The following is a 13,339-nucleotide window of genomic DNA, read 5'->3' as shown; positions in this document are numbered from 1 at the left end:
ACCATTGCAAACGCTCGGGGGGATGGCACTATACTGCCCCTACTTTGCGGTAATCAGGACATTTCGACGCAGATGCAGACCTATCTTGTGGGCGGCGCAGTCCGCGACCAATTGCTGAACTACCCCTATCAAGACAAGGACTGGGTGGTGGTCGGTGCCACCCCCGATGAGCTGATCGCGCTTGGTTATCAGCAGGTCGGCAAGGATTTCCCGGTGTTTCTCCACCCTGAAACCAAAGAGGAATACGCACTGGCCCGTCGGGAGCGCAAACAAGGCAGCGGATATCACGGTTTTGTCTGCGACTTCGGCCCGGAGATCAGCCTGGAGGAGGATCTCAGTCGCCGTGACCTGCGTATCAACGCGATGGCAATGGACAGCGAGGGCACGATCATCGATCCCTACGGCGGCCAGCAAGATATTGCCGACCGCCTGCTGCGACACATCGCCCCCGCCTTTCGGGAAGACCCCCTGCGGGTGATCCGGGTGGCCCGCTATGCAGCCCGCTATGCCCATCTGGGTTTTCGAGTTGCCGAGGACACCCTGGCGCTGATGACGGAAATGAGCGACAGCGGTGAATTGCGCACCCTCTCCCCCGAGCGCCTGTGGACCGAATTCACACGGGCCCTGGGGGAACGCAGCCCGGCGGTGTTTTTCAAAGTGCTACTGGATTGCCGGGCAATCGCCAGCCTGCACCCCGCTTGGGCTGAGGCCCTCACCGACCGCATTCTCAAAGCCGTTAGCCGGGCGGCTACCCTACAGCTCGCCACGCCAGTGCGCTTTGCCATCAGTGCGGCGGCACTGGATACCCAGCAGGCCAACCAGCTGTGCCAGACCCTGCGCTGCAGCGCCAGCGCCCAGCGACTGGCTACCCTGTTTGCCGCCCATATCCCGCTGCCCGCCCTGGACAACCCGGAGAACATCCTGACCTTGATTGAGCAATTTGACTATTTGCGCCGCCCCGAGTTGCTCAAAGACTTTTGCGATGGGGTCCGGGCAATCAGCGGCAGCCATGATGCGATTCTGCAACTGATCGAAAAGGCAGCCCGCAGCGCTGCCGAGGTGAATGCGGCAGAATTAATGGCGGAGGGATACAACGGCAAGGCCCTCGGTACCGCCCTGCGTCAGAAACGCTGCGACGTCATCGCCAAGCTGATGAAACCGAATTAATCGCTGGTGGAAATGTGCTGATCGCGCCACCGGAAAGGTACGGGCTGCAACACTTGCTGCCCGGGATAATGGCGCCAGAGTTGCTGGTAACTGCGTTGTGCCACCGGGTGCACCAAATTCGGCGCCAGCTCGCTCAGCGGCCACAACACAAAAGCATTGGTCAGCACCTCGCCCCGCGGCAGCTCCACACCATCGATGACCCCGGTGGCATCGCCATACAGCAACAGATCAATATCGAGGGTGCGCGGGCCATATTTGGGCGCATTCGGCTGGCGGCCGTGGCGATATTCGATGGCCCTTAAGGTCTCGGCCAGCGCCGCCACCGACAAGTCGGTGGTCAACGAAACCACCATATTCAGGAACAGGCTGCCCTGAAAACCAACTGATTCGCTCTCAAACACCCGGGACAGACCCAGCTTGCCGAAGCGCTCACTCAGCTCGTCCAGCGCCCTGGCCAGGTGGGTGTAGCGCTGGCGGTTGCTGCCCAGGCCGAGATAAACCTCAACCACCCGTGCGACTGCCCCGCTCAATGACAATGCCAACATCCTGAGCCCGGCCGACCGCCTGGGGTTTGCTCAAGGTCAGGCGCAACCAGGGAATGCCGAACTCGCGCCGCAGCAGCGCAGCGCACTCTTCGGCCAGGGTTTCCACCAGCTCATAGCGGCTGGCCTCGACAAAATCGATGAGCGCCTCCGACACCGCTTTGTAATTCAAAGTCAGGGCGATATCGTCATCGGCCGCGGCTGGACGAATATCGGTCGCCATTTCCACATCCAACACCACCGGCTGACGGTGCTGCCGCTCCCAATCAAAAATGCCAATAATAGTGTCTATGCGCAGGCCGCGCAGATACACAATATCCATAACTTACTCCTGAGCGTTGCCAACCGCCGCCAATTGATCCATCGGCCAGCGCGGGCGCACTTTGACGCCCAGCGGTTCGAACTCACCTGCCAGCAGACGACAGCATCCGGCGTAGGCGATCATGGCCCCGTTATCAGTGCAAAAGGCAGGCCGCGGATAGAACACCCGGCCGCCCAGTTTTTCCAGACGAGTCGCGAGCTGTGCGCGCAACATGCTATTGGCACTCACGCCACCGGCAATCACCAGGCGGTTGAGCCCCTCCTGCTCCAGGGCCCGGGTGCATTTAATCACCAGGGTCTCCACCACCGCCCGCTGGAAAGCAGCGGCGATATCGGCGCGATCGGTTTCACTGAGCTCACCGTCACCACGGCAGTCAGCAATCGTATTAAGGGTGAAGGTCTTGAGCCCGCTGAAACTGAAATCCAGACCGGGGCGGTTCACCATTGGCCGGGGAAAGGTGAATCGGTCGAGGTTACCGCGATCGGCGAGCCGGGCCAGGGCGGGGCCGCCGGGGTACCCCAACTCCAGCATCTTTGCGGCTTTGTCAAAGGCCTCGCCGGCGGCATCATCCAGTGACTCGCCCAGCATCTTGTATTGGCCGATGCCCTCTACCCGCACCAACTGGGTATGACCGCCGGAGACCAGCAGGGCAATAAAGGGGAACTCGGGGCGGTCCGCCTCAAGCATCGGGGCCAGCAGGTGGCCTTCCATATGATGTACGCCGATTGCAGGCACCCCCCAGCCATAGGCTAGCGCCCGGCCGCCGCAGGCACCGACCATCAAGGCACCGGCCAGGCCCGGCCCCTGAGTAAAAGCCACCGCATCAATATCGGCAGCACTGAGGCCCGCCTCGTCAAACACCTGACGCACCAGCGGCAACATTTTGCGCACGTGGTCCCGGGAAGCGAGCTCGGGCACCACACCACCAAACTCGGCATGGAGCGCCACCTGGCTGTACAAAGCATGGGCGAGCAAACCCGCATCACTATCAAAAATAGCAACGCCGGTTTCATCACAGGATGTTTCCAGACCTAAAACCCGCACAACACCATCAACTCAATTTGCCGCCGTATAAGGAGGGGCCGCAATGATACTGAGTTCAGACGCCTCTGCACAACTTGCGGCCCGCCGAGCGCCGACGCGCCAAAGCACTGTTTAGGCGGTTAATATCTCCTTTCGGGCTTTGCTTTTTCGCCCGCTTGGGTTTAGAATTCTGCGCCCTTGGAGATGTCGCTAACAAAACGTGCGGCATCATTTGCCAGAAAACTGCAAATTTCCGTTGTTAGACTGCAATTTGCCCACAATTTCAGGACAGGTTTTACGAATGCCTTCAGTGAAAATCAAAGAGAACGAGCCGTTTGATATTGCCCTGCGCCGTTTCAAGCGCTCTTGTGAAAAGGCCGGTGTACTGGCAGAAGTACGTCGCCGCGAGTTTTACGAGAAGCCCACTTCTGTGCGTAAGCGCCAGGCAGCGGCTGCCGTAAAGCGTCACGCCAAAAAAGTTTCTCGTGACCTGAAAAAACAAACCCGCCTCTACTAAGCCGGCCGGGGCTTGTTGACCATGGCAGATCAGACGCTAAAACAGCAGCTCACCGCGGAAATGAAATCCGCGATGCGAGCCAAAGAAAAAGAGCGCCTGGCTGCCATTCGTCTTATCCTCTCCGAAGTTAAACGCATCGAAGTTGACGAGCGCATCGACGTTGACGATGAGCGCATGCTCGTTGTCCTGGACAAAATGTGCAAGCAGCGTCGCGACTCCATCAGCCAGTACGAGCAAGCTGGCCGTGACGACCTGGCAAGCCAGGAGCGTTTTGAGATGGAGGTGATCCAAACCTTCATGCCCACCCCTCTGACCGATGCCGAGCTCGACACCCTGATTGCAGACGCCATCAGCCAAACCGGCGCCACCAGCATGAAAGATATGGGTCAGGTCATGGCGATCCTCAAGCCGCAATTGCAGGGCCGCGCCGACATGGCCGCCGTCAGCAAAAAAATCAAGGCTGGCCTTCAGTAAGTCGGTAATTGCCGACACCCATCGGCACTGTTACGCTCTTTCGTCTCGCCGATAACGGAATCCTGACGTGGCCGCCAAAGGACTCATCCCGCAATATTTCATTGATGACCTGCTGTCCCGGGTGGATATTGTCGACGTCATCAACCGCCGGGTGGCCCTGAAAAAAGCCGGTCGCAATTACACCGCCCGCTGCCCCTTTCACGAAGAGAAAACCCCCTCTTTCAGCGTTAACCCTGACAAACAGTTCTATTACTGCTTTGGTTGCGGTGCCAGCGGCAACGCCATCGGCTTTTTGATGGATTACGAGCGCCAGGACTTCCCCCAGGCGGTGGAAACCCTGGCCACCAGCGCCGGTGTTGACGTGCCCCGGGAGGAGCTCAGCCCCCGCCAGGCCCAACAGCAGGAACGCCGCAAAACGATATACGATCTGATGGAACAGATCAGCAAGCACTACCAGCAACAGCTGCGCGACCACCCCCAGGGCAAGCGTGCCGTCGACTACCTGAAAAAACGCGGCCTCAGTGGCCGCATCGCCCGGGATTTCGAGCTCGGTTATGCCCCGCCCGGCTGGGATAATCTGTTGCGCGAATTCGGCCAAAGCGATAGCCAGCGCCAACAGTTAATGGATGCCGGCATGCTGGTCGAGCGGGAAGACGGCAAGATCTACGACCGCTTTCGCGACCGCATCATGTTCCCTATTCGGGACAACCGCGGCCGGGTGGTGGCCTTTGGTGGCCGGGTGCTCGGTGACGAAAAACCCAAGTACCTCAACTCCCCCGAAACCGACATCTTTCATAAAAGCAAAGAGCTGTATGGCCTTTACCAGGCCCGCCAGCGCAACCGCCAAATTGAGCAATTACTCGTGGTTGAGGGCTACATGGACGTGGTTGCCCTGGCCCAGAACGACATTAACATCGGCATTGCCACCCTCGGCACCGCCAGCAACACCGACCACCTGCGCACCGCCTTTCGCTACTGCAGCGAGGTTGTCATTTGCTTCGATGGTGACGAGGCGGGTCGCCGCGCCGCCCAGCGCGCCCTTGAGAATGCCCTGCCCGCCATGGAAGACGGCCGTCAGATTCGCTTCCTGTTTTTGCCCGAGGGCGAGGACCCGGATTCACTGGTGCGAACCAAAGGCAGCGCTGGCTTTCGCCAGTTGCTGGCCAAAGCCAGCCCGCTGGAAAGCTTTTTCTTCGAGAGCTTTTACAGCCAGGCCGACCCAAACACCCTGGAGGGCAAAGCGCGACTGGCAAAATTGGCAGCACCGATGCTGAATCAGCTACCCGATGGCGTGTTCAAGCAACTGATGCTTGACGCCCTCGCCCAGCGCACCGGGCTGAGCCGCAGCGCCCTCGACCAACTGCTCGCCGCTCAGCCAGAAGCGGCACCAGTCCAGAGCACAGCGCAAGGTGACGAGGCACATCCCGCTGCCGCCAGCCCCGGCCCTGTCACCCGCCGGGCCGACCGCCCCCTGGTCGCCAAGCTGCCCAAGGGCCAGCAGGACCCGCTGCGCTTCGCCCTCGCCATGCTGCTGTTCAACCCCCGGTGCGTAAACACCGGCGCCGCCATGAGCCTGCCTACCCTAGAGGGCTCAGCCACCGCGGCGCTGCTGCAGGAGCTGATCAGCTTGCTGCGACGACGCCCCGACACCAACACCGCCGCCCTGCTCGGCTACTGGCAGGGTCAGCCGCAATACCAGGAATTGACCCAGGCACTCAAAACCATCGAGCTGTTGGGCGCGTCATTAAACGACGAGCTGGCCACCGCCGCCTTTGTCGACGTCCTCAAGCACTTGGAAAAGCAGAAAATGGCCCAATATCTGCAGGAGGAATTGGAAAAATTACAGGCATTGTCGCGCCCTGCGAAGGCGCCAGACCCCGCTAAAGAAATGGGTCAGAAAGTCGACAAAGCCCCTCAGCAGAACTACGCTCAATTGGACGACGAGCAGAAAAAACGCTTGGCCGCCATTCAGGAAATGTTGCGCCAGCGCCACAAGCAGTAAGCACCTAGCGAAACAAGCCGGTATTTTGCTGGTCGTAGCCCTAGCCGATGCAGTATAATTCGCGGCTATTTTTTCAACGCGCAGCCCACGAGTACATTGCCAGAATGAGTGACTTCAATCATCAATCTCGCCTCAAACAACTCATTGCCAAGGGCAAAGAGCAAGGTTATCTGACCTATTCTGAGGTGAACGACCACCTTCCGGAGGACATTTCTGATCCGGATCAGGTGGAAGAAATCATTCAGATGATCAATGACATGGGCATCCAGGTGTTTGAACACGCACCGGATGAAGACACCCTGATCATGGCTGGCAGCGATTCGCCTGACGATATCGCCGCCGCCGAGGCCGCCGCCGCCCTGGCCGCGGTTGAGACCGAGACCGGCCGCACCACCGACCCCGTACGGATGTACATGCGGGAAATGGGCACCGTTGAACTGTTGACCCGCGAAGGCGAGATTGTGATCGCCAAGCGCATCGAAGAAGGCATCCGCGAAGTGATGGCGGCCCTGGCCTTCTACCCCGGCGTGGTCAATGGCATTCTCGGCGAGTACAACAAGGTCGCCACCGAAGAGCGCCGCCTGGGCGACATCATCAGCGGTTACCTAAACCCCGAAGACAATGTTCCCTCGCCCCAGGCCCAGGCTGCTGCCGCGGCGGAGAACAACGACGACGAAGAGACCACCTCTGGCCCCGACCCCGAGGAAGCCGCCAAGCGTTTTGGCGCCCTGCAAAAGCAGGCCGACAAGGTCGAAAAGAGCATTGCCAAACACGGTCGCTACAGCAAGCAGACCGCAAAAGAGCTGACCGAGCTGGCTGAAATCTTCAAGTTCTTCAAGCTGACCCCCGCCCTGTTTGAGCCGCTGGTTGAGGAAGTGCGCACCACCCTCAGCTCTATTCGCGCGCTGGAGCGTGAAATCATGATTATCGCCGTCAAAAATGTCGGCATGGATCGCAAGGATTTCATTCGCAGCTTCCAGGGCAGCGAGGCCAACCTGAAATGGGTCGACGAACAGGTTAAAAAGACGCCCCGTCTGGCGGACTTCAGAGATCTGATCATTCGCACCCAAAGCAAGATTGCCCAGATTGAAGAGCGTCAGGACCTGACGATTTCCGACATTAAAGAAATCAACCGCCGCATCTCCATTGGCGAGGCCCGTGCCCGTCGCGCCAAGAAAGAAATGGTCGAGGCCAACCTGCGCCTGGTTATCTCCATTGCCAAGAAATACACCAACCGCGGCTTGCAGTTCCTCGATTTGATTCAGGAAGGCAACATCGGTCTGATGAAAGCGGTAGACAAATTCGAATACCGTCGCGGCTACAAGTTCTCAACCTATGCAACCTGGTGGATTCGTCAGGCAATCACCCGCTCCATCGCCGACCAGGCCCGCACCATTCGTATTCCGGTGCACATGATTGAGACCATCAACAAGCTCAACCGAATTTCCCGGCAGATGCTCCAGGAGATGGGTCGTGAACCCACCCCTGAGGAATTGGGCGAGCGCATGGAAATGCCCGAGGACAAAGTCCGCAAGGTGCTGAAGATCGCCAAAGAGCCGATCTCCATGGAGACCCCCATCGGCGATGATGAAGACTCCCACCTGGGCGACTTCATTGAAGACAACACCATTTCTTCACCTGTGGATTCCGCCACCGGCGAAGGCCTGCGTGAGGCGACCCGCGAAGTGCTGGCCGGCCTGACGGCCCGGGAAGCCAAGGTACTGCGGATGCGTTTCGGTATCGACATGAACACGGACCACACCCTTGAAGAAGTGGGCAAGCAGTTTGATGTTACCCGGGAGCGTATTCGCCAGATTGAAGCCAAAGCGCTGCGCAAACTGCGCCACCCCACCCGCTCCGATCATTTGCGTAGCTTCCTGGACGAGTAAGCCGCGTTTGGAAGCGTCCGTTCCACAACGGGCGCTTCCGCTGTACTACCAACGTTGAGGAGCCCCGTGGCCAATCCCTTCCTTTCAGCTGTTTTTGTGATGGCGCTGGGCCTGACAGGCTGCGCGCTACACGCGCCCAAGCCACCTGCCGACAACGAGGTCGACCCGCCCCCCGCAGCGGCCACATCCACCACCCCCGGCGACATCGAGACCGCCAACGATGCGTTGATGAAGGGTCGCTACGCCGAGGCCGAAGCCCTGTACACACCGCTCAGCCAGCAAGGTGACACAATACTGCGTCGCCAGGCCCTGACCGGACTGACCTTGTTGTACCTGTCACCTGAGAATCCCGACTTTAACGTCAATATTGCTATCGACGTGATGGATCAGCTCAACGCGCTTCTCGACCAAGAACGAGATCAGCAATTGCTGTTTGCCACGCTTAAGCAATTGCTGGAAAACACCGTCACCCTCACCCGCCAGCAGCAACTCGGGGTGACTCAGGTCGCAGAAATTCGCCGATTGAAAGAACGAATCGAAGGCCTGGAAACCGCCCTCGAACGCCTGCGCCGCATCTCGCTTCAGTAGCGATACCTGCGCAAGCTAGAAACTTCTGAGGTAATGGGCCAGCTGCTCATTCAGACTCTCCCTGTCAGACTCTGACCTTGCCAGCATCACCGGCACCCTGCGCCACTGCTCCTGACGCAGCACCTCCAGCAGCCTGGTAATGCCCGCCTCATCCTGATGGCGGCCGATCACAATCAGCTGCCAGGGCAGCTGATCGAGCAAGTCTTGTACCTCACCCAAATCATGGCGACTGTAAACCGCCCAGTGCTCGGCACCCGGCAGCGAGGCAATGGCCTTGGCCAGTACCGGCTCGTCTTCTATCAGCAGCAAATTGCCTACCGCCGCGGCCGGCAGCAGGTCCCGAACCGCATTGCTCAGGTCCGAGCGCTCCACCGGCTTGACCAGATACTCATTCGCCCCCAAAAGCAGACCCAGGTCACGCTCATTAAGCATGGATTGCATCAGCACGGGAACTGCGGCCAGCTCCGGGTCGCCACGCAGAGCGTGCAACACCTGCCAGCCATCCATGCCCGGCATCATCACGTCCAGCACCACCAAGTCTGGTTTGGCCGACCGGGCCAATGCCAACCCCGCCGGCCCCGATTCGGCAGTGCGCACCCGATAGCCATCTTTGCCCAGCACCCGTCGCGCCAGGTCCAGGGCGGCAGGATCATCGTCAATGACCAGCACATCGCCACGATCGGCATCACCACCCTCCTGCTCTTCCTGCAGGCCCAGCGCATGCTGATGCAGTGGCAGGCGCAGGGTAAACACCGAGCCCGCGCCTTCGGTGCTCTCAGCTTCAATGGTCCCGCCCATCAATTCAGCAAATTTCCGGGAGATGGTCAGCCCCAAACCCGAGCCACCGTACTGCTTGGTGGTGGAGAGGTCGGCCTGCACAAAGGCGTCAAACACCCGATCCAGCTGCGCCGCCGTCATGCCGATTCCGGTATCGCGCACCTCGACCACCAGCCACGGCTGATGGTGTTCGCTAACCTGTTGTACAGTCAGCACCACCTCGCCCTCACGGGTGAATTTGGCGGAATTGCTTAACAAATTGAGCAGTATCTGCCGCAGGCGGGTTACGTCGGTGCGCACAACAGACTCGGGCAAATCGTAATGGCAGGTAAGGCGATTCTGGTTTTTCTCCATCAGCGCACCGGCCGTGCCCTCAATGTCATCCAGCACACTGCGCAGATCAACATCCTCCCAGTACACCGCCATGCGTCCGGATTCAATTTTGGAGATATCCAGCACATCATTGATCAGCGTGAGCAGATGCTTGGCAGCCCGCTGCACCTTTTCCAGATCAGGCTGAAGGGCCTCGGCAGGCAGGTCTTGCTCCTCTTCAATTTCTTCGAGCAGCATCTCAGAGTAGCCAATAATGGCGTTCATCGGTGTGCGCAGCTCGTGACTCATGTTGGCCAGAAAGCCGCTCTTGGCCTGGTTCGCCGCATCCGCCCGCCGCACCGCCTCACGCACCCGGCCCATGGCGCCCCGAAGATTTTCCGCCATGTCGTTAAAGGACTCCGCCAATTGGCCAAACTCATCGTGCCCCATCGGCGGGATGCTGTAATCCAGATTGCCGTTACCCCACTCTGCCGTGCCACGCTGGAGCTGGCGAATGGACCGCCGGGTATAGCGGGTGATGTAGTAGCCAAGCACGAAGGTCATCACCAAGGTAAACAGGAACACCGCCAAAGCGATCTTGTTGGTTAAGCTAACCACCTCTTTAAGACGCGCATTTATTTCATCTGAGCGGCTCAACAGAAACCACTCGTCGGCACTGAGCCGGCTGCTTAAGTCTTCATAGAGGGCGATCATTTTGTCGCTGTCGATGCCCCAGCCCCGCTCTAAATAGCGCTCCCAGGCGGCTAACAAGGGCTCTGCTTCCAACAATTGGTAGCGCCCTTCCTCCAGGTACTCCTGCAAATCATTATTGAGAGATTTCTCCAGCTCGCGCAGCTCGGCAACCGACGCCAGTATTTCCTTCCGTTCCTCGTCGCTGATCTGGTTGCCCGCCACCGATTGACTGAGAGCGTCGATCACCAGAATTTTGCGGTGGGTGGTGTAGAGGCGCTGACCAAAATTATTAACCTGGGACTGGGCCCTGATCACGTGTTGCAGCAACCAGACATTGCGGCGTCGGGTGTCATTACTCCATACCTGAATCATCACACTGACCAGCGACAGCATCAGGATAGCAACGAAGGAAAGGGTCAGTCGGCGGGTAAAACTCATTCAGCGCGATCCAGCAATGCCTCAATTTTGGCCAGCAGACGGGGCAGGTCTACCGGCTTGGTATCATAATCATCGCAGCCAGCAGACAAAGCCCGCTGACGGTCGTCGGCCATGGCATGGGCGGTAAGGGCAATAATCGGCACCGATTTCAGTTCGTCGTCCGCCTTCATCTCCGCCGCCACCTGCCAACCGTCCTTCACCGGCAAACTCATATCCAGCAGCATCAAATCCGGCTTTTCCCGGCGGCAGCTTTGCAAGCCGGCTTCCCCGTCCACCGCCAGTGTCACCGTGTAGCCCTTACGCCCCAACCGGCGACTCAGCATGTCCCGGTTCATTTCGTTATCTTCAACCAGCAGCAGCGTCTTCATATTTTCATTACTTCTCGCGGGGTCGACCATTGGCGGAGCGGCCTTCGGCAGATAGCGCAGCCAGTGCACTGCGCAAGGAGTCGCTGGCAGACGTCAGGGTCACCAGCCAATTGCCCTCCCGGCGCTCGGTAAGCTTGCCATAGGCCACCTCGCCCGCGGCCAGCCCGGTAATTTGCAGGTCAGTGAACAGCGCAAATTGCCGGGTACAGCGAATCTGCAGCACCTCCCCCGCCTGCGCCAGCAATTCAGCAGCCACTGTCTCGGCTCCCAGCTGTTTACCACTCATTTCGGTAATCTGCAGCGCAAGCGGTTGGGCGAGGGGCAGCCAATCAGGTTGTGAGCGTGGCAGCAGAAGGTCATATGGCAGACCGACGCCGAGAATTTCCGAGAGCGGCAACGGCTCCTCGGCCCCTTTCACCGCCACCGACAGCGTCTTGCCACGCAGCACCTGCAGGGCCGTTTTCTCGAGGGTGCTCGGCGCCGCCAGAATTTGGCCCCCAACGGTACACGATTCAATCCGGGCGGTCAGATTGACGTTATGGCCCACCACCCCGTACTTGGAGCGCAGTTCTGAACCAATATTCCCCGCCACCACGTCGCCGGTATTCAGACCAATGCCCATTTGCAGTTCGGGCAAACCATCGGCCCGGTTGCGCTGATTGACCTCGTCCATACCAAGTTGCATGGCCACCGCACAGGCCAGGGCGCGATCGCAATCGTCCTCCTCGCTCACCGGCGCCCCGAAAATGGCGAGTATGGCATCGCCGACAAACTCATCCACCGTACCCCGAAAGCGCTGAATGACCTTGGTCATCACGGCCAGATAATTATTTAGCAGCTGTACACACTGCTCTGGCTTGAGCTGCTGACTGATCGCCGAAAAGCCGCGAATATCGGCCATCAAGATCGTTACCGAGCGGCGTTCCCCGCCCAAGCGCAGCCCATCCTGATCATCCAGTAAGCGCTGCACAATTTCGTCGGACAGATAGCGACCAAAAACCTTGCGCACAAAGCGCTGGCTCTTTTCCAGCTCGGCCAGATACTCCCGCTCCCGATCTCGCCAGCGTTTGGTCTCCAGCAGCGCATCCAACCGCGCCTTTAACAGCGTTGCATTCACTGGCTTGAGCAGATAATCACTCGCCCCCGCGTCAATGCAGTGCACTGCCCCGGCCTCATCCTGCATGCCACTAATAATCAGCACCGGGATGTGACGCAAACTGTCGTCGCCCCGAATTGCCTGCAGCACCTCGTAACCGTTCATGTCGGGCATCACCAGATCCAGCAACACCAGATCAGGCCCCGCACTGCGCATCACCTCCAGGCAGCGCGCGCCGCTGCTGGCTTCGATCACCAGGTGGCCCTGACGCTGGAGTTGATGGCCCATTAACTCCCGACTGCTATCGTTATCATCCACCACCAGAATGGTGCCGGTATGTTGCTGGCCATTTTCGCGAATCACGCCCCGCTTGAAACTGCGAAAAATCCCGGCAATCGGGTCCTTGCGGTTGGGGGTATCGTTGCGCAGCGAGAATTTCTCCAGCCGCTCCTGAAAGAGCTTGGATTGACGCTGGATCAGCCCCAAAAAATGCTGGACCTCATCCTCATCGCAATCCTCCCGCAGCATCTCGCCAAAGCCATCCACCACGCCGATGGCGTTGCGCAGATCGTGACGCATTCGGGATATGCCCACCTCATCGCCCGGGGTAAGTTCATACAATGTCGCCAGGGTCTGGATCATTTCTTCCAACGCCTGAGAGATGCGGCTGGCATCTGCCCGCAATGGCTCACGCACGGCCACCACCGGGTGCTCCAGCAAGGCTTCAGTATAGGCAGCCATCGACTGCAAGGGGGCCTGCAACGACTGGTTGAGATCGTCGAGATAAGCTTTGAAAATGCGGTCTTTGTCAGACAAGGACAGCGCTCCATCATCGGCAAATTAGGTCCCCGATTATGGCATTTCAGCGTGAAATTGCTACCGCAGTTCGCGCCTGGCCGGCCACCGGACAGCGCTGGCAATGGGGCTTCGCCGCCATTATAATGCGGCCTCCTTTCGACGGGCCCCGGCTCGTCAGCGCTAGGGGCCTATAGCTCAGTTGGTTAGAGCATCCGACTCATAATCGGCAGGTCGCAGGTTCAAGTCCTGCTGGGCCCACCATCTCCACACGCTTGTTTGTTCTTGTAAGCACAAGTTGGTCACCGGGCTCTACCCCACCTAAGACTCGGGCCA

The 13,339-nt window shown here is 59.1% G+C and carries 12 protein-coding genes and 1 tRNA gene; 7 read left to right on the top strand and 6 right to left on the bottom strand.

What is annotated here, in order from left to right:
* Positions 1-72: 72 nt before the first annotated feature.
* Positions 73-1,167, top strand: coding sequence for a tRNA nucleotidyltransferase/poly(A) polymerase-related protein (locus NCG89_RS14995; RefSeq protein ID WP_251087373.1), 1,095 nt, complete (start codon positions 73-75; stop codon positions 1,165-1,167).
* On the opposite strand, the gene folK is transcribed toward NCG89_RS14995, so the two are convergent.
* The 3 genes from folK to tsaD are packed head-to-tail and all read right to left on the bottom strand — an operon-like array spanning position 1,164 to position 3,075.
* Entirely contained in the window at positions 1,164-1,703 is a 540-nt protein-coding gene (gene folK / locus NCG89_RS14990; RefSeq protein ID WP_251087372.1) for a 2-amino-4-hydroxy-6-hydroxymethyldihydropteridine diphosphokinase, read from the bottom strand. The genes NCG89_RS14995 and folK overlap by 4 nt on opposite strands.
* Entirely contained in the window at positions 1,669-2,031 is a 363-nt protein-coding gene (folB, locus tag NCG89_RS14985) for a dihydroneopterin aldolase (protein ID WP_251087371.1), read from the bottom strand. The genes folK and folB overlap by 35 nt, the downstream gene beginning before the upstream one ends.
* A gap of 3 nt (positions 2,032-2,034) precedes the next feature.
* Positions 2,035-3,075, bottom strand: a complete 1,041-nt coding sequence (tsaD, locus tag NCG89_RS14980) for a tRNA (adenosine(37)-N6)-threonylcarbamoyltransferase complex transferase subunit TsaD (protein WP_251087370.1) — start codon at positions 3,073-3,075, stop codon at positions 2,035-2,037.
* Positions 3,076-3,355: 280 nt separating this feature from the next.
* On the opposite strand from tsaD, the gene rpsU reads away from it, so the two are divergent.
* The 5 genes from rpsU (at position 3,356) to NCG89_RS14955 (ending at position 8,524) form a co-directional block, all read left to right on the top strand.
* Positions 3,356-3,571 carry a 30S ribosomal protein S21 gene (gene rpsU, locus NCG89_RS14975; protein WP_251087369.1) on the top strand — a complete coding sequence of 72 codons (216 nt, stop codon included), beginning with the start codon at positions 3,356-3,358 and terminating at the stop codon, positions 3,569-3,571.
* Between the two features lie 21 nt (positions 3,572-3,592).
* The gene (locus NCG89_RS14970) at positions 3,593-4,045 is read left to right on the top strand and encodes a GatB/YqeY domain-containing protein (protein WP_251087368.1); all 453 of its coding nucleotides are present in this window, start codon (positions 3,593-3,595) and stop codon (positions 4,043-4,045) included.
* Positions 4,046-4,112: 67 nt separating this feature from the next.
* Positions 4,113-6,047, top strand: coding sequence for a DNA primase (gene dnaG / locus NCG89_RS14965; RefSeq protein WP_251087367.1), 1,935 nt, complete (start codon positions 4,113-4,115; stop codon positions 6,045-6,047).
* A 104-nt stretch (positions 6,048-6,151) separates the two neighbouring features.
* A complete protein-coding gene (gene rpoD / locus NCG89_RS14960; RefSeq protein ID WP_251087366.1) occupies positions 6,152-7,936 on the top strand; it encodes an RNA polymerase sigma factor RpoD in 1,785 nt (594 codons plus the stop codon).
* A gap of 66 nt (positions 7,937-8,002) precedes the next feature.
* Complete coding sequence (locus tag NCG89_RS14955) at positions 8,003-8,524, top strand: hypothetical protein (protein ID WP_251087365.1); 522 nt, start codon at positions 8,003-8,005, stop codon at positions 8,522-8,524.
* 15 nt (positions 8,525-8,539) lie between these two features.
* On the opposite strand, the gene NCG89_RS14950 is transcribed toward NCG89_RS14955, so the two are convergent.
* Genes NCG89_RS14950 through NCG89_RS14940 form a run of 3 tightly spaced genes read right to left on the bottom strand, consistent with a single transcriptional unit; the run spans position 8,540 to position 13,024 of the window.
* A complete protein-coding gene (locus NCG89_RS14950) occupies positions 8,540-10,744 on the bottom strand; it encodes an ATP-binding response regulator (protein WP_251087364.1) in 2,205 nt (734 codons plus the stop codon).
* Positions 10,741-11,112 (bottom strand): response regulator, encoded by a 372-nt coding sequence (locus NCG89_RS14945; protein ID WP_251087363.1) that lies wholly within the window; start codon positions 11,110-11,112, stop codon positions 10,741-10,743. The genes NCG89_RS14950 and NCG89_RS14945 overlap by 4 nt, the downstream gene beginning before the upstream one ends.
* 7 nt (positions 11,113-11,119) lie before the next feature.
* Positions 11,120-13,024 (bottom strand): response regulator, encoded by a 1,905-nt coding sequence (locus tag NCG89_RS14940; RefSeq protein WP_251087362.1) that lies wholly within the window; start codon positions 13,022-13,024, stop codon positions 11,120-11,122.
* Between the two features lie 166 nt (positions 13,025-13,190).
* Between NCG89_RS14940 and NCG89_RS14935 the strand changes: the two genes are divergently transcribed.
* A tRNA-Ile gene (locus NCG89_RS14935) sits at positions 13,191-13,267 on the top strand.
* The last annotated feature ends 72 nt before the right edge of the window (positions 13,268-13,339 follow it).

It is taken from the genome of Spongiibacter taiwanensis, from assembly GCF_023702635.1.
Lineage (GTDB): Bacteria > Pseudomonadota > Gammaproteobacteria > Pseudomonadales > Spongiibacteraceae > Spongiibacter > Spongiibacter taiwanensis.
Note: the sequence above shows the minus strand (reverse complement) of the source record. Positions and strands in the feature narration are given on the sequence as shown.